We start from the raw sequence: 20,475 nt of genomic DNA on the forward strand, positions 1-20,475 counted from the left end.
TCCGGGCCGCGTGGTGCTGGATACCGCCCGTCGGACGGGCGCCGTCGCGCAGCCGTCCGACGGGCGGGAGCAGGGGCGCCCGGGGGCCGGTTAGGCGCCCGACTCCTCGTAGCGGCGGGCGAGTTCGGTCGCGCCGGATTCCGTCAGGCTGCCGTGCAGGCGCATGCGGGCGACGCCGCCGTCCGGGAAGGCGTCGAGGCGGACATGGGTGACGATCGCCTGGGCGCGGAGCGGGAAGCGGTGCGGGGTGTCGGGCTGGAGCCGGGTGCGGGGGATAATCTCGAACCATTCGCCTCTCTCGCCGTTGCGGCCCTGGAGGGCGATCCAGCCGGCCGAATTTCCCTTGAGGTAGGCCGTGTCGATCTCGATCGCGCGGACCGCGCCCTGGGCGGGCAGACGGAAACGCACCCAGTCGTTCGTGTCGCGGACCCGGCGGCGGCGGTTCTCCCAGCCGTCGTCCATCTTGCGGGAGGTGCCGGGCAGGATGATCTGGGTCGGCGAGGAGTAGAAGCGGTCGGAGGCGTCCTCGTAGCTGCCGCCGTTCAGGACCGAGATCAGGTCGAACGTGCCGAGCGTGGCGAGCCAGGACGGGTCGGGGAGGACCTCGCCGTGGACGCGGAGGCGGGCGATGCCGCCGTCGGGGTGCTGGCACAGGCGTACGTGGGTGTAGCGGCGGCCGCCGGTGATCTCGAAGCCGTTGGCGGCGTGGCCGCGTACGGGGGTCGGCGGGACGATCTCCTCCCACTTCACGTCGTCGGCGAGGAGTTCGGCGGGGCCGGGCGAGCCCTCGACCGAGGTGGCCTGGACCGAGACGCGCTGCGGGTAGTTGCCGCGGAAGTGGGCGGTGTCGACGACGATGCCGCGGATGATGCCGGGCGCGCCGAGGCGGATCAGCGCCCAGTCGTGCTCGTCGGGGGCCGGAAACGGGTGCTCCGCGTCCGCGCCGCGCCGGCGGCGGGTCTCCCAGCCGTCCATGATCTTGCCCTTGTGTCCGAAGTGCTCGGGGTCGAAGACCGCGCGCTCCCGGAGCAGGAGATTCTCGCGCTGGGCGAAGAACTCGTCGTTGGCGGCGATCACGCCCGCGCCGAGGCGGCGGTCGGCGAGGTCGACGAGCTCGGTGAAGGGGAGGCCGGTGGTCCGGTAGTCGGCGTACGGGTCACCGCCGCTGTACGGGGCCGCGTCGTTGGCGTGGGGGTCCTCGTGGTGGTTCTCATTCTGGTCGAAGGTCATGCGCCTACTGTCACGGCGGAAGAACCATCAGGTCCAGCGAAAGTTTTTGCACTGTTCATTCAGTGGAAGTGAATGATTCGGCGGTCGTGGTGAGCGCGGCGAGAACCCTGGCCACCGCGGGGCCCCGCTCGGCGCCCCGTCGCACCGCCGCCACCACATGACGGCGCGGCTGGTCGGCGTCGAGCGCCCGCATCACCACACCGCCCCGGCTGCGGCGTTCCGCCGACGCCATGCGCGGGACCAGCGCCACGCCCATGCCCGCCTCGACCATGGCCAGGATCGCCGTCCAGCCGGAGGCGCTGTGCGCCTGCTCGGGCACGAACCCGGCGGCCTCGCAGGCGGCCGTCGTGATCTGCGACCAGGGCCCCGAGCCGCCGAAGATCCAGGGTTCGCCGGAGAGGTCCGCCAGCCGGAGGGCGGGCGCGGCGGCGAGGCCGTGGTCCGCGGGCAGTGCCACGTCCAGGGGGTCCACGAGCAGCGGCAGTACCGCGAACCGGGGATCGCGGGCCGTCGGGGCGTGCGCGGCGAGGGACAGCGCGAGGTCCACGTCACCGGCGACCAGCAGCTCGTACGCCTGGGCGGCCTCCGCCTCCCGCACCCGCACGTCGGGCCCCGGGCGGTCCTCGGCCCGCAGCCGCTGGATCGCCGGTACGACGAGGGCGGACACCGCCGTGGAGAACGCCGCGATCCGTACCTCGCCGGCCTCGCCGCGCAGATAGCCGGTCAGTTCGGCGTCGGCGCGCTCCAGTTGGGCGAACACCGCCTCGGCGTGACGCAGCACCAGGTGTGCGGCGTCGGTGAGCCTGACCCGTCTGCCCTGGGCCTCAAGGAGCGGGACGCCGAGCTGCCTGGACAGACCGGAGAGCTGCTGCGAGACCCCGGAGGGGGTCATCAGCAGGGCCTGTGCGGTGGCGGTGACCGTGCCCCGGTCGCGCAGGGTGCGCAGGATGCGGAGCTTCTTGACGTCCCACTCGATCATGGCCGCAACCTACCCGGCGCCCCGGACGGGGAGACCGGTCGCGGACATGCGTGTGCGCCGCGCGGTACTCGGGGAGTACCTGCGGCGCACTCGGGACGGGCGTGGAGCGTCAGGCCTGCTTCTTGGACTTGTCCAGGACCATGACCAGGCCCGCGATGACCAGGAACAGGACGATGGGTGCCACGACGTAGAGGCCGATGGTCTCCATCGCGCTCAGGCCGGGCCCCGGGTCGTCACCGTCGTCGCGGGTGAGCGCGAGCGCGGGGGACGACATGAGCAGCATCATCAGCGTCGTTCCGGCCGCGACGGCGCCGGCGCGCATAGCGTTCTTCTTGTCCACGGTGCAAACGTAGCGAACGCCCGTGAGGGGCGCGCGCCCGGGGGTGCCGTACGGGGTTCGGGGCGGGATCCGGGGCTGAGTTCGGGGCGGGATCCGGGGCGTGGTCCGGGGTGGGATCCGGGGTGGAGTTCGGGGCGTGGTCCGGGGCGTGGTCCGGGTGGGGTTCGGGGCGTGGTCCGGGGTGGAGTCGCGCGTGCCGAAACGGGACTGACCGCGGGCCTCGCCGCGGCCGGATCGCGGGACTGACCGCGGGCCCGGTCACCGGGCGCACTCCGGATGGTCCCCGCGTCGTTCGAAGACCTCCATCAGCCGGTGCAGGCGGGGCGCGGCGGCCAGCTCCTCCAGCGTGACCGGGTGGCCCTCCGCGTCGGCGACGGGCAGGCGCCAGTTGGGGTACTGGTCCCAGGTGCCGGGGAGATTCTGCGGGCGGCGGTCGCCCAGCGCGTCGGGCAGCCAGACGCCGGTCATGCGGGCGGGGGTGCGCAGCAGGAAGCGGTGCACGGCGCGTACGGCGCCCTCCTCGTCGCCCTCGCCCTCGGGGAGCAGGCCGAGTCTGGAGAGATACCCCAGCCATTCGGTGGTGTCCGCCGCGTCCGCCGTCAGCTCCTGGTCCAGGGGGCCGGTGAGCAGGCCCAGGCGGTGGCGCAGCGTCACATGGTCGCCGCTCAGCCGGGCCGCGGTGGACGGCAGGTCGTGGGTGGTGACCGTCGCCAGGCAGTCCTCGCGCCACTGCTCGGGGGCCAGCGGGCGGCCGGTGCCCGCCCAGTCCCGCTCGAACCAGAGGACGGAGGTGCCGAGCACCCCGCGCCGGGCCAGCTCCTCGCGCACCCCGGGCTCGACGGTGCCGAGGTCCTCCCCCACGACGACCGCGCCGGCCCGGTGTGCCTCCAGGACGAGGACGGCGAGCATCGCCTCGGCGTCGTGGGTGACATAGGTGCCCTCGGTGGGCGGGCGCCCCTCGGGCACCCACCAGAGCCGAAACAGGCCCATGACGTGGTCGATGCGCAGGGCGCCCGCGTGGGCGAGGAGCCCGCGCAGCAGTCCGCGGTACGGGGCGTAGCCCGACGCGGCCAGGACGTCCGGGCGCCAGGGCGGCAGGCCCCAGTCCTGGCCCCGGGCGTTGAAGGCGTCCGGGGGCGCGCCGACGGACATGCCGTGCGCGAGGGCGTCCTGCTGGGCCCAGGCGTCGGCGCCGCCGGGGTGCACGCCGACGGCGAGGTCGTGGACGACGCCGACGGACATGCCCGCGTCGAGCGCGGCGCGCTGGGCGTCGGCGAGCTGACCGTCGGTCAGCCAGGCGAGCCGGCAATGGAGGTCGACCCGGTCCAGCAGCTCGCCGCGGGCGCGGGCGGTCTCCTGGGAACGGGGGTCACGCAGCCCGGCGGGCCAGGTGTGCCAGTCGGGGCCGTGCACCTCGGCGAGGGCGCACCACAGGGCGTGGTCCTCCAGGGCCTGCCCCTGCCCGGCCAGGAAGTCGCAGTACGCGGCGCGGCGGCCCGGGCCGAGGGGCACCTCCCGTACGAGTTCGAGAGCCTGCCGCTTGAGCTCCCAGACGGCGTCGCGGTCGATCAGGGCGCCCTTGTTCAGGACGGTGTCGCTGAGCGTCGCGGCGTCCTGCCGCAGATCGTCGAGGGCGCCCCGGTCCGTCACGTGCCCGTACTCGGGGATGGACTCGATGTGCAGGTGCACGGGGTCGGGGAAGCGGCGCGAGGAGGGGCGGTAGGGCGACGGGTCGGAGGGGCGGCCGGGCACCGCGGCGTGCAGCGGGTTGACCTGGACGAAGCCGGCGCCCAGCGTCCGCCCGGACCAGGCGGCGAGGTCGGCCAGGTCGCCGAGGTCGCCCATGCCCCAGGAACGGGCGGAGAGCAGGGAGTAGAGCTGGACGAGGAAGCCGTGGCTGCGGGCGGGCGGCCGGGGCGCCCGGGGCGGGGCGACGACGAGCGTGCCGGAGCCGGTCCGGCCGCCGGGTGCCCGCACGGCCAGCCGGTGCACCCCGAGCGGCGGCTCGGTCCACCAGGCGGGGGCCGCGGGCGCCTGCGCACCGGCCTCCGGCACCGTGCCCGTGCCGCTCGCGCCCCGGTCGCCCCCGGGGTCCGTGCGCCCGCCGGCGGGGCCCCACGCCGAAACGGCCGGATCCGGTCGGCCGGCCGGAACGCGCATCCGCGGGGGCGGGTCCGAGCCGGGGTCCTCCAGGTGGATCTCCAGCGTGGTGCCGGGCGTAAGGCCGGTCAGGGCCTCGGGCAGCGGCTCTCCCGTCCACACCACCAGCGTCGGCGGGAGCAGCCGGGAGCGGGCCGCGGACTCGGCCGCGGCGAGCGACTCCCGTACCGCCTCGGGTGTGGCGGCGTCCACGCCGAGCGCGGCGAGCACGGCGACGACCGTGTCGTCGGGGACGGACGCCGTCGCATCGGCGGACGGCGAGTAGGAGGTGGCGACGCCGTGCAGTGCGGCGAGCCGGGACAAGCCCATTCAGACTCCTGGGGACTCCGTGCCCCATGCGCCGCCGGACGTGGCCGGCTCGCTGGTCAGCGGGGCGTATACGGCGAGCGGGGGTTCGCTGGTCAGGGGGGTGGCGTCGGCGAGCGGCGGCTCGCTGGTGAGGGGTATCGCGTCGGCGAGCGGCGGCTCGCTGGTCAGCGGGCCGGTGCGGGGCGCCGGGACCAGCGGCACGTCGGTGCCGGGAGCCGGGGGCGCGGCGGCCTCCGGCACCTGTCCGGCGAGGGCGGAGAGCAGAAGCTGTGCGGCGGCGGGCATGGCGGCCTCCTGGCCGTGGGGATACAGGACACAGCAGACCTACCCGGCGGGCTCGACCACAGACGTAGGCGTCATCACAACGAGTCCAACGTGCCCTGGGTCACATTCCGTTCCCCCCGGGCCGGTTCCCCGCAAGTTGTCCGCTCTTTTCGGCCATCCGGCGTCATCTTTCGCGTCCGCGGCCCCGCCCGGCCACGGCCCGCCCCATCTGCGACTTCGGGCATTTCCGGCACACCACCCACGCGCATTGACACCCTCGCGCGCGGGTGGTGGGCTCGGAGCCCACCGGCCCGAACGCCGGGGACCACCGGCGGGAACGAGGGAGACGGGCGATGCGGCTCAGGCGCGGAAAGCAGGCGACGGCCATCGCGGTCGCCGTGCTCGGCGGACTGCTCTCCACCGGAACACCGGCCGCCGTCGCGGCCCCTTCGGCACCCGGCTCCCCCGCCGTCGCCACCCCCGACCGCGCGGACGACGCGGGGCTGCCCGCCGTATGGCCCCGGCCGCAGTCCGTCGAGGCCGCCGGGCAGTCCGTACCGCTCTCCGCCGAGGCCACCCTGGTCGCCGGCGCGCACGCCGATCCGTACGCGGTCGACGCGCTCCGGCAGGTACTGCGGGACGCGGGCGTGCGCACCGTCCACGAGGCCCTGCCCGGCCGCGGCCCGGTCATCAGGCTCGGCGGCGACGGCGCGCGCGACGCGCTGCGCACCCTGCGCGCCCCGGAGCGCGGCGATCTGCCCTCCGGGGGCTACCGGCTCGCCGTCGGCAGGGTCGCGGGCCGGGACACCGTCGCCGTGGACGGCGTCGGCGAGGACGGCCTCTTCCACGGCGTGCAGACCCTGCGGCAGCTGATCCGGGACGGAAACGTCGCCGGGGTCACCGTCAGGGACTGGCCGGGCACCGCCGTGCGCGGGATGACCGAGGGCTTCTACGGGCAGCCGTGGACCCGTCAGGAGCGGCTGGCCCAGATCGGCTTCATGGGGCGCACCAAGCAGAACAGGTATCTGTACGCGGCGGGCGACGACCCGTACCGGCAGGCCCGCTGGCGCGACCCCTACCCGGCCGACCGGCGCGCCGACTTCCGGGCGCTGGCCGAGCGGGCCCGCGCCGAGCATGTGACGCTCGGCTGGGCGGTCGCCCCGGGCCAGGCCATGTGCATGTCGTCGGCCGGTGACGTGAAGGCACTGACGAAGAAGATCGACTCGATGTGGGCGCTGGGCGTGCGGGTCTTCCAGCTCCAGTTCCAGGACGTCAGCTACAGCGAATGGCACTGCGACAGCGACGCCGAGACCTTCGGCAGCGGCCCCCGGGCGGCGGCCACGGCGCAGGCCCGGGTGGCCGGCGAGGTGGCACGGCACCTCGCGGACCGGTATCCGGGTTCGCAGCCGCTGTCGGTGATGCCGACGGAGTTCTACCAGGACGGGTCCACCGACTACCGCAAGGCGCTGGCCGAGGAGCTGGACGACCGGGTCCAGATCGCCTGGACCGGGGTCGGCGTCGTGCCGAGGACCATCACCGGCGGGGAACTGGCAGGCGCCCGCGCCGCGTTCGGGCACCCGCTGGTCACGATGGACAACTACCCGGTCAACGATTACGCCCAGGACCGGATCTTCCTCGGCCCGTACACCGGCCGGGACCCCGCGGTGGCCACGGGTTCCGCGGCACTGCTCGCCAACGCGATGGAGCAGCCCTCCGCGTCCCGCATCCCGCTGTTCACCGCCGCCGACTTCGCCTGGAACCCGAAGGGCTACCGGCCGCAGGAGTCCTGGCGGGCGGCGATAGACGATCTGGCGGGCGGCGACGCCCGCACCAGGGAGGCGCTGCGCGCGCTGGCCGGGAACAGTGCGACGTCGGTGCTGGGCGGTGACGAGTCCGCGTATCTGCGCCCGCTGCTGGCCGCGTTCTGGAAGTCCCGCGCGACGCACGACGTGGCGGCCCGGGACGACGCGGCGCGTGCGCTGCGGGAGGCGTTCACCGTGATGCGGGAGGCCCCGCAGCGGCTGAAGGGCCTGGCGGACGGGCGGCTGGACGACGAAGTGCGTCCGTGGACCGAGCAGTTGTCCCGGTACGGCCGGGCGGGTGAGCTGGCCGTGGACCTGCTCCAGGCCCAGTCGCGCGGCGACGGCGACGCCGCCTGGCAGGCGTCGCTGGCCCTGGAGCCGGTGCGCAGGACGGCGAAGGCGGACGGCGCGACGGTCGGCAAGGGGGTCCTGGGCCCGTTCCTGGACCGGGTGCGCCGGGAGGCGGACGCCTGGACGGGCGCGGACCGCGACGCCGGTACGGTCACCAGGGCTCCGGGCAGCTACACGGTCCGGCTGAACCGGTCGCGTCCGGTGGAGGCCATAACGGCGATGACCCTGCCCGGCGGCGGCACGGTGGCCGGCGCGGCGCTGGAGGCGCATGTGCCCGGTGAGGGCTGGCGCCGCCTGGGCCCGCTGTCCGGGACCGGCTGGACCCAGACGGCGGGCAGGGGTCTGCGGGCCGACGCGATCCGGATCAGCTGGCCCACGGGCGGCCCGTCGATGCCTCCGGTCGTCGCGGGCCCGGTGGCGCCGATGGCCCCGGGGAGCAACGCCGCCGGGAACACCTCGGTGCCGGCTCCGCGGGTGCACGCGCTGGTGCCCTGGTTCGGCGACGAGCCCGCGGCCCGGCTCGATCTCGCGCGCGGCGAGACGGACGCCGAGATCGGCGGCGGGCCGCAGCGGGTCGACGCGCGGCTGGCCGCCCGGCGCCCCACCGAGGTGCGGGGCGCGCTCACCGCGAAGGCGCCCAAGGGCATCAAGGTGGACATCCCGAAGCAGACGAGGGTGCCGCGCGGTTCGCGTACCGAGGTCCCGGTCGAGATCACGGTCCCGGCGGGCACCCCGGCCGGGGAGTACGAGGTGCCGCTGAGCTTCGGCGACGAGCGCAGCACGCTCACCGTCCGGGCGTTCCCGCGCACCGCGGGCCCCGATCTGCTGCGTAGCGCCACCGCGTCCTCGTCCGGCGACGAGACCCCCGACTTCCCGGCGTCGGCCGCCGCCGACGGCGATCCGGAGACCCGCTGGTCCTCACCGGTCGAGGACAACGCCTGGTGGCAGGCGGAACTGCCGCGGACCGCGCGGATCGGCCGGGTGGTGCTGAACTGGCAGGACGCGTACGCCACCCGCTACCGGCTCCAGGTCTCCTCGGACGGCCGCAGCTGGCGCACGGCGGCGACCGTCCGGGACGGCAGGGGCGGGCACGAGTCGGTCCGGATGGACGCGAAGGACGCCCGCTACCTCAGGGTCCAGGGCGATGCCCGGGGCAGCGAGTTCGGCTATTCGCTCTGGTCGGTGGAGGCGTACGCCGTCGCCGGGACGGAGTAACGATCCGGGCCCCTGCCGCCCGCCGGGACGACGAAGGCCCGGATCCCTCAGGCAGAAATGCCGTCGATCCGGGCCATGGCGTCGTCCGCGCCGAACGGTTGCAAGTACGGCAACCAGCGCGGGTCCCGGTGTCCCGTGCCGATGATCCGCCAGGCCAGGCCCGTGGGCGGGGCGGGTTGCTGGTGCAGCCGCCAGCCGAGTTCCGGCAGGTGCCGGTCCGCCTTGACGTGGTTGCAGCGGCGGCAGGCGGCCACCACGTTGTCCCAGGCGTGCTGTCCGCCGCGACTGCGCGGAATCACGTGGTCGACGCTGGTCGCGGCGGCGCCGCAGTACATGCAGCGCCCCCCGTCCCGGGCGAACAGCGCCCTGCGGGTCAACGGCACGGGCCCCCGGTAGGGGACGCGTACGAACCGCTTCAGGCGGACGACGCTGGGGGCCGGGACGGCCCGGGTGGCACTGTGCATGAAGGCGCCGGACTCCTCTAGGCAGATGGCCTTGTTTTCGAGGACGAGGACGAGCGCGCGGCGGAGCGGTACGACGCCGAGTGGCTCGTACGACGCGTTGAGAACCAGGACATGCGGCACGGTGGATGCCTCCTTGTACGCCGGCGGCGCGTGGCTCGCGCCGGGACGATCCGATCTCAGTCTCTACTCCTGCCTGGTCGGAGCGCCACCACGTGCGGGTAACGGGCCGGGAGGATTTTCCTCCCGGCCGCCCGCCGCCCGTGCCGCGGCCGTGCGGCGCAAGCGGGTGCTCCGGCGGCGCTGTCCGGGCGGCCGCGCCCGATGTGCGATCGGCCACGGACGGCCGCACCGGCCGCTCGCCGCAGCCGCTTCCCGGCCCCGGTGTCCCCCGTGAGACGTGTCTCTCCCCTCGGTCACGGCAACGGAGTACTCACGATGCCCCGTTAGTGTGGTCGGGCCGTCGTCGCCCACCTGGAGGTCCCACCGTGTCCCTGTCCGCCCTGTTGGCCGCAGCCCCGTCACCCGAGCCCGGCAGCTCGTTGGACGAAGCCGCCAAGCAGGCCGGCGACGCCGCGGGCTGGGTGGAGGAGAACTGGTCCACCTGGCTGAACACCAGTCTGCGCATCATCCTCATCGCGGCGATCGCGATCGTGTTGCGGACGGCGATCCGGCGTGCTCTGACCAAGCTCATAGAACGGATGAACCGCAGCGCCCAGGCGGTGGAGGGCACCGCGCTCGGCGGGCTGCTGGTCAACGCGGAGCGCCGCCGCCAGCGCTCGGAGGCGATCGGTTCGGTACTGCGTTCGGTCGCGTCGTTCCTGATCCTCGGCACCGCCGCCCTGATGATCCTGGGTGCCTTCCAGATCAACCTGGCCCCGCTGCTGGCCTCCGCCGGTGTGGCCGGTGTGGCGCTCGGTTTCGGCGCGCGCAACCTGGTGACCGACTTCCTCTCCGGTGTCTTCATGATCCTGGAGGACCAGTACGGCGTGGGCGACACCATCGACGCGGGCGTCGCCTCCGGCGAGGTCATCGAGGTCGGCCTGCGGGTCACGAAGCTGCGCGGCGACAACGGCGAGATCTGGTACGTCCGCAACGGCGAGGTGAAGCGGATCGGCAACCTCAGCCAGGGCTGGTCCACGGCCGGCGTCGATGTGACGGTGCGCCCCACCGAGAACCTCGACACGGTCCGTACGGTGATCGCCGAGGCCGCCGCGGCCATGGCCAAGGAGGACCCCTGGAACGAGCGCCTGTGGGGCCCCGTGGAGATCCTGGGCCTGGACTCCGTGCTCCTGGACTCGATGACGGTGCGGCTGAGCGCCAAGACGATGCCGGGCAAGGCGCTGGGCGTGGAGCGCGAGCTGCGCTGGCGGATCAAGCGGGCCTTCGACGAGGCGGGCATCCGCATCGTCGGCGGCGTCCCGGCCCAGGCGGACGAGCCCGCCAAGGCCGATCCTTCGGCCTCCGTGGCCGCTCCCTCGGCCTATGCCTCGGCCACCTCGCCGCAGTCGCTGGCCACGGCCCCGATCAGTCCGCCGAACATCTCGAAGTAGCCCCCGGCCCTGCGGGCGGCCGACGGGCGGGCGGGTCCCCGACCCGGTTCACCGGCGGCCCGATCGGGCATGCGCCACCATGGACCCGGAGATTCCGGAAGTGACCGAGGTAACGCTTTGGTTGCCACCGGGGCACTGCCCATTGACGCCCCGGTGACGTGCGCATACCGTCCTCTCACCGAATAGGAAACTTTCCTAACAGAGGGCAGGTGCAGCGCTCATGGCCGGAACCACACCGGGTACCCCCCGCGTTCTGCGGGCCATGAACGACCGGGCCGCCCTCGATCTGCTGCTGGAACACGGCCCCCTGTCCCGGACCAGGATCGGGAAGCTGACCGGGCTCTCCAAGCCGACCGCCTCGCAGCTGCTGGCCCGTCTGGAGGCGGCCGGGCTGGTCGTCGCGACCGGAACGGTGGCGGGGCGCCCGGGGCCCAACGCGCAGCTGTACGGGGTGAACGCGCGAGCCGCCCATGTCGCGGGCCTGGACGTGAACGCCCGCCGGATCGTCGCCGCCGTCGCCGATGTGACCGGCGAGACGGTCGGGAACTTCGAGCTGCGCACCCCGGGGCGGCGGGCCGAAAGCGTGGTGCGCCAGGTGGCTCAGGCGCTGGACGGGGCGGTGAAGGACGCCGGGCTCACCCGCGGCGATGTGCACCGGGTCGTCATCGGCACCCCGGGCGCCTTCGACCCCGGGACCGGGCGGCTGCGGTACGCCTCGCACCTGCCGGGCTGGCACTCCCCCACGCTGCTGGAGGAGCTGGCCGCCTTCCTGCCGATGCCGGTGGAGTACGAGAACGACGTGAACCTGGTCGCGGTGGCCGAGCAGCGGCTGGGCGCGGCGCGGGGGCACGACGACTTCGTCCTGCTGTGGAACGAGGAGGGGCTCGGCGCCGCCCTCGTCATAAACGGCCGGCTGCACCGCGGCTTCACCGGCGGCGCCGGCGAGGTCGGTTTCCTGCCGGTGCCGGGCGCCCCGCTGGTCCGTCAGGTCACCAAGGTGAACGCGGGCGGCTTCCAGGAGCTGGCCGGCGCCCAGGTGCTGTCCCGGGTGGGCCGGGAGCTCGGCATCGACGACGAGCTGATCCGCGCCTCCGGCACCCATCACGAGGTCGCGGCCCGGCTGCTCACCCGCGCCGCCGAGGCCGCGGAGGCCGGCGAGGAAGGCCCGTACCCCCGGCTGCTCGACCGGTTCGCCACCGGCCTCGCGACCGGCCTGGCCTCCATGATCGCGGTGCTCGACCCGGAGATCGTCGTGCTGTCCGGCGATGTCATCGCGGCCGGCGGGGAGCCGCTGCGCTGCCGGGTGGAGGCGGAGCTCACCCAGCTGGCCGCCTCCCGTCCCCGGCTGATCGCCGGAGAGGTGATGCGCCGCCCCGTACTGCGCGGCGCGCTGGAGAGCGCCCTCGCCACCACCCGTGACGAAGTCTTCGACACGTCCCGCTGAACCCTTCTCGGCCCGCCCGTTCCCTCCGTACCCCTGCCCCATTCCTTCACCGGGAGACCGCCATGTCCGGAAACCGCCGGAAGACGGCCGCCGCGCTCGCCGCGACCGCCGCCATATCTCTGCTCGCCTCGGCCTGTACGGGGCAGAGCAACGGTGCCAGTGATGACCCGTCCAAGGAGACGACCATCAACTTCTGGCACGGCTGGGTCAACGCGAACGAGGTCGCGGGAATCCGGGCGACGGTCGACGCCTTCGAGAAGGCGCACCCCAACATCCATGTGAAGGTCATCGGCAACATGACCGACGACAAGATCAACCAGGCGCTGCGGGCGGGCGGTTCGAAGGCCCCGGACGTCATCTCGTCGTTCACCACGAACAACGTCGGCAAGTTCTGCTCGTCGAAGGCGTTCGTCGACCTCAACCCCTTCCTGAAGAAGGACGGGATCGACCCGGACAAGACCTTCCCGAAGGCGATGAACGAGTACACCCAGTTCGACGGGGTGCGCTGCACCGTGCCGCTGCTCGGTGACGCGTACGGCCTCTACTACAACAAGGACGCGTTCGAGAAGGCCGGCATCAAGCGGCCCCCGCAGACCTGGTCGGAGCTGGCCGCGACCGCCAAGCGGCTGACGAAGACCAAGGGCGACTCGTACGAGCGGCTCGGCTTCATGCCGAACTACCACGGCTACGAGTCGACCACCGAGCACTACCTCGGCGGCTGGGACCCGAAGTACTTCGACGCGGACGGCAAGTCGAACATCGCCAAGGACCCGGCGTTCGCCGACATGCTCAGGACCCAGAAGAAGCTGGTCGACGACCTGGGCGGGTACGAGAAGCTGGAGAAGTACCGCACGTCGTTCGGTGACGAGTGGGGCGCCAAGCACCCGTTCCACACCGGCCAGGTGGCCATGCAGCTGGACGGCGAGTGGCGGCTCGGGATGGCCGAGGAGGCCAAGCCGAAGTTCGAGATCGGCGTCGCCCCGATGCCCGTCGCCGACGACGAGGCCGACACCTACGGCAAGGGCTATGTGACCGGCACCATCGCCGGGATCGCCGCCACCTCGAAGAAGCAGAACGCGGCCTGGGAGCTGGTGAAGTTCATGACGACCGACACCGACGCCGTCGTGAATTTCGCCAACGCCATTCACAACGTGCCCTCCACCCTGGCGGCGCTGAAGTCGCCGAAGCTGAAGTACGACCCGCGGTTCAAGACCTTCCTCGACATCGCCGGGAACCCGAAGAGCACCACCACCCCGCCCTCGGTGAACGGCGGCGCGTACCTGGTGTCCCTGCAGAACCTCGGATTCGACATCGAGAAGGGCAATCAGAAGGACATCGAGGCGGGTCTGAAGAAATCCGCCGAGGAGATCGACGCAGCCATCGCGCAGGCGAAGTAGCGCCGCGATGACCACGTACACACTCCGCGCGAAGCGCCGCCGGTCGGCGCTTCGGACAGCGGCCTTCATGTCGCCGTGGCTGATCGGGTTCTGCGTCTTCTTCGCCTACCCGCTGATCTCCACCGTCTACTTCTCCTTCACCTCGTACGACGGTTTCACGGCCCCCGAGTTCAGCGGGCTGAAGAACTGGGCGTTCGTCTTCAACGACTACCCGCTGTTCTGGCCGGCGCTGCGCAACACGCTCTGGCTGGTCGTGGTCATGGTCACCTGCCGGGTGGTGTTCGGCCTCGGTGTCGGGCTGCTGATCACGAAGATCAAGACGGGTGCCGGGGTCTTCCGGACCCTGTTCTACCTGCCCTACCTGGCCCCGCCGGTCGCGGCGACCCTCGGCTTCGTCTTCCTGCTCAACCCGGGTACCGGGCCGGTCAATTCGATCCTCGGCGAGATCGGGCTGCCCACGCCCGGCTGGTTCACCGACGCCGCCTGGTCCAAGCCGGCCCTGACCGCGCTCGCGGTCTGGGGGGTGGGCGACCTGATGGTGATCTTCATGGCCGCGCTGCTCGACGTACCGAAGGAGCAGTACGAGGCGGCGGAGCTGGACGGGGCGACCGCGTCCCAGCGGTTCCGCTTCGTCACCCTGCCGAACATCTCGCCGATCATCCTGTTCGCGGTGGTCACCGGGATCATCCAGACGATGCAGTACTACACCCAGCCGTTCGTGGCCGGGAAGGTCGCCTCGGGCGTGCTGGGCGGCTCCGGGCAGCAGTTCGAACCGGGCTATCCCGACAAGTCGACACTGACGCTGCCGCAGGTCGTCTACAACCTCGGTTTCCAGCGCTTCGACTACGGCTCCGCCTGCGTGGTCGCGCTCGTTCTCTTCGTACTCGCCATGGCGTTCACCGCACTGCTGATGCGGCGCCGCAGCGGACTGATCCAGGCAGGTGAGTGACGTGGCGCAGACTCTCGACGCCGTGAAGACGACCGGCCCCGCGACCGGCCCGGCCACCCCGGCCGAACGCGTCGCGCGGCGCAAGTCGATGCTGAACTGGATCGCGGTGCACGCGCTCGGCGTCGCCGCCGCGCTCTTCTTCGTGCTGCCGTTCGTCTTCCTGCTGCTCACCTCGCTGATGAGCGACCAGCAGGCGCTGACCCGCGATCTGTGGCCGCACCCCTTCGAGTGGAGCAACTACCGGCGGGTCTTCGAGACCGACGGCTTCCTGATCTGGTGGCGCAACACCCTGCTGTACGCGGGGCTCGGCACCGTCCTCACGGTCGTCTCGTCGCTGCCCGTGGCCTACGCGCTCGCCAAGTTCCGCTTCCGCGGCCGGCATCTGTCGCTGATGCTGGTCATCTCGATGATGATGCTGCCGCCGCAGGTCGTCATCATCCCGATGTATCTGTTCTGGGCCAAGCAGCTGGACATGTCCGGCACGCTCTGGCCGCTGATCATCCCGATGGCGTTCGGCGACGCGTTCTCCATCTTCCTGCTGCGGCAGTTCCTGCTGACCATCCCGAACGAGTACCTCGACGCGGCGAAGGTCGACGGCTGCGGCGAGTTCCGCACCCTGATGCGCGTCGTGGTGCCGATGGCCAAGCCGGGCATCGCCGCCGTCGCCCTCTTCCAGTTCTTCTACGCCTGGAACGACTACTTCGGCCCGCAGATCTACGCGTCGGAGAACCCGGGTGCCTGGACGCTCAGTTACGGCCTGGACTCCTTCAAGAGCGCACACCACACCGACTGGAACCTGACCATGGCCGCGACCGTACTGGTCATGGCCCCCGTGATCCTCGTCTTCTTCTTCGCCCAGAAGGCATTCGTCGAGGGCGTCACACTGACCGGAGTAAAGGGCTGACCTATGAAGCTCGCAGTAGTTGGTGGCGGGTCCACCTACACACCTGAACTGATCGACGGTTTCGCCCGGTTGCGGGACACGCTGCCCATCGAGGAGCTGGTGCTCGTCGACCCGGCGGCCGACCGCCTGGAACTCGTCGGCGGCCTCGCCCGGCGGATCTTCGCCAAGCAGGGCCACCCGGGGAGGATCGTCACCACCTCCGACCTGGACGCGGGCGTCGCCGACGCCGACGCGGTCCTGCTCCAGCTGCGCGTCGGCGGCCAGGCCGCCCGCAACCAGGACGAGACCTGGCCGCTGGAGTGCGGCTGCATCGGCCAGGAGACCACCGGCGCCGGCGGCCTCGCCAAGGCCCTGCGCACCGTGCCGGTCGTCCTGGACATCGCCGAGCGGGTCCGCCGGACCAACCCGGACGCCTGGATCATCGACTTCACCAACCCGGTCGGCATCGTCACCCGGGCGCTGCTCCAGGCCGGCCACAAGGCCGTCGGCCTGTGCAACGTGGCGATCGGCTTCCAGCGCAAGTTCGCGCGGCTGCTCGACGTCACCCCGGCCGAGGTGCACCTCGACCATGTCGGGCTCAACCACCTGACCTGGGAGCTCGGGGTGCGCCTCGGCGGCCCGGACGGCGAGAACGTGCTGCCGAGGCTGCTCGCCGAGCACGGCGACGCGATCGCGGACGATCTGCGCATGCCCCGGGCGATCACCGACCGGCTCGGCGTCGTCCCCTCGTACTACCTGCGTTACTTCTACGCGCACGACGCGGTCGTGCGGGAGCTCGGCACCAAGCCGTCCCGGGCGGCCGAGGTGGCCGCGATGGAGAAGGAACTGCTCGCCATGTACGGCGACCCGGCGCTGGACGAGAAGCCCGCGCTGCTCGCCAAGCGCGGCGGCGCCTTCTACTCGGAGGCGGCCGTGGACCTGGCGTCCTCGCTGCTCGGCTCCGGCGGCTCCGCGGTGCAGGTGGTCAACACCTACAACCGGGGCACCCTGCCGTTCCTGCCGGACGACGCGGTGATCGAGGTGCAGGCCCGGGTCGACGGCACGGGCGCGACGCCGCTCGCCGTGCCCGCGCTGGACCCGCTGTACGCCGGTCTGATCTCCAACGTGACGGCGTACGAGGACCTCGCCCTGGAGGCCGCGCTGCTCGGTGGCCGGTCCACCGGGCGGGAGGCCGGGCGGAACGCGGTGTTCAAGGCGCTGCTCGCGCACCCGCTGATCGGTCAGTTCGAGTACGCCGAGGCGCTCACCGACAAACTGATCGCGCACAACCGGGAGCACCTGGCGTGGGCGTGAACGCTTCGGTCCTCGCGATCGACGCGGGGAACAGCAAGACCGACGTGGCACTGATCGGCGCGGACGGAACGGTGCTGTCGACAGCCCGCGGCGGCGGCTTCCAGCCGCCCGCCGTGGGCATCGAGGCGGCTGTCGACGCCCTCGGGACGGCGGTCGGGCGGGCGCTGGAGCAGTCCGGCGTACCGGTCGGCTCCGTCACGCACGTGTCCGCCTGTCTCGCCAACGCCGACCTCCCGGTGGAGGAGGAACAGCTGGCCGCCGCGCTGCTCGCGCGGGGCTGGGGCGCCACCGTCGAGGTGCGCAACGACACCTTCGCGATACTGCGCGCGGGGGTGGACGAGCCGCGCGGGGTGGCCGTGGTCTGCGGCGCGGGGATCAACTGTGTCGGCATGGTGCCGGACGGGCGGACCGCGCGGTTCCCCGCCATTGGCCGGATCTCCGGTGACTGGGGCGGTGGCGCGGGGCTGGCCGAGGAGGCGATGTGGTTCGCCGCGCGGGCCGAGGACGGGCGCGGTGAGCCGACCGAGCTGGTCCGCACGCTGCCGGGGCACTTCGGGCTCGGCTCGATGTACGCGCTGATCGAGGCGCTGCACCTGGGCCGGGTCGAGTTCGAGCGGCGGCACGAACTGGCTCCGGTGCTCTTCGCGACCGCGGCGGCCGGGGACGCGGTGGCGGGCGCGCTGGTGGACCGGCTGGCCGAGGAGGTCGTCGCGATGGCCTCGGTCGCGCTGGGCCGGCTCGACCTGCTGGACGAGCCGGCGCCGGTGGTACTGGGCGGCAGCGTACTGGCCGCCCGCCACCCGCAGTTGGACACGAAGATCACCGGACTCCTCGCGGCGCGCGCCCCGAAGGCGGTCGTCCGGGTGGTGACCCAGCCGCCGGTGCTGGGCGCCGCGCTGCTCGGCCTGGACCACACGGGTGCGGCGGCCCCGGTGCACGAGAGGCTGCGCGCGCAGTACGGCTGACGCGTCGTCCGCCGTCACGGGCCTGTCCGTCGGATCAGGGTCGCCACGACCCCGGCCATGATCCGACGGACAGGCCCGAGGGGCGTCCCCCGGTGCCTGTGCGCCGGGGGACGCCCCTTGCGTACGGGAACCGATCAGTTGTCCCGGACGTGTTCATGAGTGGGGAGATCGGCCCGCATCGGGTACTGGTCCGCCGATCGTCTTGATCGGCGGCGCAGGCCTTGATCGAATGCGGGGTGACCGCAGTCGTACGCGCGTGAGCGCGTCCGTGGGCCGATGCAGGATCCGGACGTTCCAGGTGTGGACGCCGGTCCCTGCGGCCATACTTCATGGCCGGGCACCAGCCCCCGATCGGCCGGGGGCCGGGCCACCGTCAGTGACCGAGGGGGAGGTCGAGTGACATACCCGCCGAATGTACGCACGGCGCCGGAACACGAGCAGGCATCGCCGCCCGCGCCCGCGACCGTACCCGCTCCGCCGCACCGCGGCGTGCTGTCCATGACGGCCGGCCGGGTGCGGGCAGCGGCCACCACCGAGCCGGGCAGGCTGCAGATCATCGGGGCCGTACTGGCCCTGCTCGTCGTGGCGTTCGGGGCCGTGACGGCGTTCGAGGTCGCCGACCGGGAGTCCGCCGCGAGCGACGTGGTGGGCCGCAGCCAGCCGCTGAGCGCCGACGCGGCGGCCGTCTACCGCTCGCTGGCGGATGCCGACACCGCCGCGGCGAGCGGCTTCCTGGCGGGGGCCCAGGAGCCGAAGGACGTCCACGACCAGTACGAGCGGGACATCAAGGAGGCGTCCCGGCTGCTGGTGAGGGCCGCCGCCAACACGGACGCGGCGACGAAGTCCGGGCAGGAGATCGCCACCCTCAACGTGGAACTCCCCCGCTACACCGGCCTGATCGAGCGCGCCCGGGCCAACAACCGGCAGGGCCTGCCGCTGGGCGGCGCCTACCTCCGGTACGCCAACCAGAAGATGAGCAACGTGCTGCTGCCGGCCGCCGAGCGGCTGTACACGGCGGAGACCGGCAGGCTCGGCGAGGACAACGACTCGGCGCGGACCTGGCCGTTCCTCTCGCTGGGGCTCGGTGTGGTGGCCCTGGCCGCGCTGTTCTGGGCGCAGCGGCGCAACTACCGCCGTACGAACCGGGTCTTCAACCACGGGCTGATCGTGGCGACCGCCGCGTCGACCGTGATCCTGCTGTGGCTGGCCGTGGGGCACACGGTCGCCCGGTCCCAGCTGCATGCCGCGGATGTGAACGGGCAGCAGTCCCTCGATGTGCTCAACCACGCGCGGATCGACTCGCTGAAGGCCCGCGCCAACGAGAACCTCACGCTCGTCGCCCGGGGCGCGGTGCTCACCCCGGACGGCAAGAACGACAAGTACGAGTCGGACTACACGACGGACATGAAGGCACTGCGCGAAGCACTGGGGAGCGCCGGGGGGCTGGCCGAGGACGACCTGGGGAAGTCCCCGGTGAAGGCCGCCGTCACCGCCGCCACCGAGTGGCAGGAACGCCACCGGGCCGCCCGCACCACCGACGACAACGGTGACTACGAGGGCGCCCTGGAGCAGATCATCGGGCCGAAGGAGTCGACCGGCCGGTCCTTCCAGCAGGTGGACGACGCGCTGGCGAAGGCGCTCGCCCACGAGCAGGCCCAGTTCACCCGGGCCGCCGAGGACGGGCGCGGGGCCCTGTGGGGCCTGCCCGCCGGGGCCGCCGCGCTGGCCGTGCTGGGTGCCGCCGCCTCGATCGTCGGGATCAACCGCAGGCTCTCGGAGTACCGATGAGAAGGGGAGCGATGACCGACAGGCGCAGGGGCGCGTGGTCCGCCCGGGTCGGGCTGCGCGGCTGGGGCGGGGTGACGGCCATGGCCGCGGCCTGCGCGGTGACGGCCTCGCTGACCCTGCTTCCGCTCGCCCACGGCGGCGCCGGGGCCCTCGGCGGGGCCGTCGCGGGCCAGCGGACCGCGACGGCGATCCAGGCCAAGGCGGACGACTGCACGGACCCGGAGGCGAGCCTCCCGCCGTCGTCCGCCGACGGGCCGAGCATCGAGAGGATCAAGAAGCGCGGCAAGCTGATCGCGGGCGTCGACCAGAACAGCTTCCGCTGGGGCTACCGCAACCCGGAGAACCGCCGGATCGAGGGCTTCGACATCGATCTGGTGCGGGCCATCGCCGGGAACATCCTGAACGACCGCGACGCGGTGATCTTCCGGGCCATCCCCACCAACAAGCGGGCCGAACTCCTGGCGGACGGCAAGGTCGACGTCGTCGTCCGTACGATGACGATCAACTGCAAGCAGGCGCGCAAGGTCTCGTTCTCCACCGCCTACTTCCAGGCCGGTCAGCAGGTCCTCGCGCCGAAGGACTCGACGATCACCGGGTACGACAAGTCCCTGGCCGGCAAGCGGGTCTGCACCGCCAACGGCTCCACCGCCTACGACGCGCTGAAGAAGCAGTCGTTCGGCGCGGTCTTCGAGGACCCGCACGACGGCACCGCCGCGGACGAGAACCAGCTCACCGTCCCCAACCAGCTGGACTGCCTGGTGCGGTTGCAGATGGGCGAGGTCGACGCGGTGGTCACGGACAACGCCCTGGCGGCCGGGCAGGCCGCCCAGGATCCTGCGGTCGAGCTGAAGGGCGACAAGCCGTTCACCACCGAGTACTACGGTGTGGCGGCGAAGCTCGGGGCGGACGATCTGGTGGCCAGGGTCAACCAGGTGCTGGTCGGCTACCGCAGCGGCGGTGCGAAGAGCGAGTGGATGCTGTCCTACCAGGAGTGGTTGGAGGCCGGGCTGCCGGGGATAAAGGGACCGCCGGCCCCCAAGTACCGGAGCGACTGACCGCCGGCTCCGGCCG

The 20,475-nt window shown here is 72.7% G+C and carries 16 protein-coding genes; 10 read left to right on the forward strand and 6 right to left on the reverse strand.

What is annotated here, in order from left to right:
* Positions 1–90: 90 nt before the first annotated feature.
* From alc to ACGF8B_RS20335, 5 genes are all read right to left on the reverse strand, one after another.
* Positions 91–1,230: an allantoicase gene (gene alc / locus ACGF8B_RS20315; RefSeq protein WP_392740267.1), complete on the reverse strand. Its 1,140-nt coding sequence runs from the start codon at positions 1,228–1,230 to the stop codon at positions 91–93.
* Positions 1,231–1,285: 55 nt separating this feature from the next.
* A complete protein-coding gene (locus ACGF8B_RS20320; protein ID WP_392740269.1) occupies positions 1,286–2,209 on the reverse strand; it encodes a LysR family transcriptional regulator in 924 nt (307 codons plus the stop codon).
* 109 nt (positions 2,210–2,318) lie between these two features.
* Positions 2,319–2,531 (reverse strand): hypothetical protein, encoded by a 213-nt coding sequence (locus tag ACGF8B_RS20325; protein WP_093542474.1) that lies wholly within the window; start codon positions 2,529–2,531, stop codon positions 2,319–2,321.
* A gap of 276 nt (positions 2,532–2,807) precedes the next feature.
* Positions 2,808–5,018: a 4-alpha-glucanotransferase gene (gene malQ, locus ACGF8B_RS20330; protein ID WP_392740272.1), complete on the reverse strand. Its 2,211-nt coding sequence runs from the start codon at positions 5,016–5,018 to the stop codon at positions 2,808–2,810.
* Positions 5,019–5,303, reverse strand: coding sequence for a hypothetical protein (locus tag ACGF8B_RS20335; RefSeq protein WP_392740275.1), 285 nt, complete (start codon positions 5,301–5,303; stop codon positions 5,019–5,021).
* Positions 5,304–5,635: 332 nt separating this feature from the next.
* On the opposite strand from ACGF8B_RS20335, the gene ACGF8B_RS20340 reads away from it, so the two are divergent.
* Entirely contained in the window at positions 5,636–8,650 is a 3,015-nt protein-coding gene (locus ACGF8B_RS20340; protein WP_392740277.1) for a beta-N-acetylglucosaminidase domain-containing protein, read from the forward strand.
* Positions 8,651–8,697: 47 nt separating this feature from the next.
* Here the strand turns inward: ACGF8B_RS20340 and ACGF8B_RS20345 are convergent, their stop codons facing one another.
* Positions 8,698–9,234 (reverse strand): HNH endonuclease, encoded by a 537-nt coding sequence (locus tag ACGF8B_RS20345; RefSeq protein WP_018552807.1) that lies wholly within the window; start codon positions 9,232–9,234, stop codon positions 8,698–8,700.
* Between the two features lie 365 nt (positions 9,235–9,599).
* Between ACGF8B_RS20345 and ACGF8B_RS20350 the strand changes: the two genes are divergently transcribed.
* The 9 genes from ACGF8B_RS20350 (at position 9,600) to ACGF8B_RS20390 (ending at position 20,459) form a co-directional block, all read left to right on the forward strand.
* Positions 9,600–10,664, forward strand: coding sequence for a mechanosensitive ion channel family protein (locus ACGF8B_RS20350; RefSeq protein WP_392740280.1), 1,065 nt, complete (start codon positions 9,600–9,602; stop codon positions 10,662–10,664).
* Positions 10,665–10,884: 220 nt separating this feature from the next.
* Positions 10,885–12,108: an ROK family transcriptional regulator gene (locus tag ACGF8B_RS20355; protein WP_392740282.1), complete on the forward strand. Its 1,224-nt coding sequence runs from the start codon at positions 10,885–10,887 to the stop codon at positions 12,106–12,108.
* 62 nt (positions 12,109–12,170) lie between these two features.
* Positions 12,171–13,505: an ABC transporter substrate-binding protein gene (locus ACGF8B_RS20360; protein WP_392740284.1), complete on the forward strand. Its 1,335-nt coding sequence runs from the start codon at positions 12,171–12,173 to the stop codon at positions 13,503–13,505.
* 7 nt (positions 13,506–13,512) lie between these two features.
* The gene (locus ACGF8B_RS20365) at positions 13,513–14,454 is read left to right on the forward strand and encodes a carbohydrate ABC transporter permease (protein ID WP_384748566.1); all 942 of its coding nucleotides are present in this window, start codon (positions 13,513–13,515) and stop codon (positions 14,452–14,454) included.
* Position 14,455: 1 nt separating this feature from the next.
* Complete coding sequence (locus ACGF8B_RS20370) at positions 14,456–15,358, forward strand: carbohydrate ABC transporter permease (protein WP_384776537.1); 903 nt, start codon at positions 14,456–14,458, stop codon at positions 15,356–15,358.
* Between the two features lie 3 nt (positions 15,359–15,361).
* On the forward strand, positions 15,362–16,651 hold the full coding sequence (locus tag ACGF8B_RS20375) for a 6-phospho-beta-glucosidase (RefSeq protein ID WP_392740287.1): 1,290 nt from the start codon (positions 15,362–15,364) through the stop codon (positions 16,649–16,651).
* Positions 16,642–17,616 (forward strand): N-acetylglucosamine kinase, encoded by a 975-nt coding sequence (locus tag ACGF8B_RS20380; protein WP_392740289.1) that lies wholly within the window; start codon positions 16,642–16,644, stop codon positions 17,614–17,616. The genes ACGF8B_RS20375 and ACGF8B_RS20380 overlap by 10 nt, the downstream gene beginning before the upstream one ends.
* A gap of 396 nt (positions 17,617–18,012) precedes the next feature.
* The gene (locus ACGF8B_RS20385) at positions 18,013–19,404 is read left to right on the forward strand and encodes a hypothetical protein (RefSeq protein ID WP_392740291.1); all 1,392 of its coding nucleotides are present in this window, start codon (positions 18,013–18,015) and stop codon (positions 19,402–19,404) included.
* Positions 19,405–19,415: 11 nt separating this feature from the next.
* Positions 19,416–20,459 carry a glutamate ABC transporter substrate-binding protein gene (locus ACGF8B_RS20390; RefSeq protein ID WP_392740294.1) on the forward strand — a complete coding sequence of 348 codons (1,044 nt, stop codon included), beginning with the start codon at positions 19,416–19,418 and terminating at the stop codon, positions 20,457–20,459.
* Positions 20,460–20,475 lie beyond the last annotated feature (16 nt).

It is taken from the genome of Streptomyces sp. NPDC047917 (genome assembly GCF_043204345.1).
Classification (GTDB): domain Bacteria; phylum Actinomycetota; class Actinomycetes; order Streptomycetales; family Streptomycetaceae; genus Streptomyces; species Streptomyces sanglieri.

What these genes read in the sequence shown, in the direction of transcription:
- ACGF8B_RS20360 (WP_392740284.1), top strand. Translation starts at nt 12,171, where the DNA reads ATGTCCGGAAACCGCCGGAAGACGGCCGCCGCGCTCGCCGCGACCGCC.
- ACGF8B_RS20325 (WP_093542474.1), bottom strand. Translation starts at nt 2,531, where the DNA reads ATGCGCGCCGGCGCCGTCGCGGCCGGAACGACGCTGATGATGCTGCTC.
- ACGF8B_RS20390 (WP_392740294.1), top strand. Translation starts at nt 19,416, where the DNA reads ATGACCGACAGGCGCAGGGGCGCGTGGTCCGCCCGGGTCGGGCTGCGC.
- ACGF8B_RS20355 (WP_392740282.1), top strand. Translation starts at nt 10,885, where the DNA reads ATGGCCGGAACCACACCGGGTACCCCCCGCGTTCTGCGGGCCATGAAC.
- ACGF8B_RS20320 (WP_392740269.1), bottom strand. Translation starts at nt 2,209, where the DNA reads ATGATCGAGTGGGACGTCAAGAAGCTCCGCATCCTGCGCACCCTGCGC.
- ACGF8B_RS20340 (WP_392740277.1), top strand. Translation starts at nt 5,636, where the DNA reads ATGCGGCTCAGGCGCGGAAAGCAGGCGACGGCCATCGCGGTCGCCGTG.
- malQ (WP_392740272.1), bottom strand. Translation starts at nt 5,018, where the DNA reads ATGGGCTTGTCCCGGCTCGCCGCACTGCACGGCGTCGCCACCTCCTAC.
- alc (WP_392740267.1), bottom strand. Translation starts at nt 1,230, where the DNA reads ATGACCTTCGACCAGAATGAGAACCACCACGAGGACCCCCACGCCAAC.
- ACGF8B_RS20375 (WP_392740287.1), top strand. Translation starts at nt 15,362, where the DNA reads ATGAAGCTCGCAGTAGTTGGTGGCGGGTCCACCTACACACCTGAACTG.
- ACGF8B_RS20335 (WP_392740275.1), bottom strand. Translation starts at nt 5,303, where the DNA reads ATGCCCGCCGCCGCACAGCTTCTGCTCTCCGCCCTCGCCGGACAGGTG.
- ACGF8B_RS20365 (WP_384748566.1), top strand. Translation starts at nt 13,513, where the DNA reads ATGACCACGTACACACTCCGCGCGAAGCGCCGCCGGTCGGCGCTTCGG.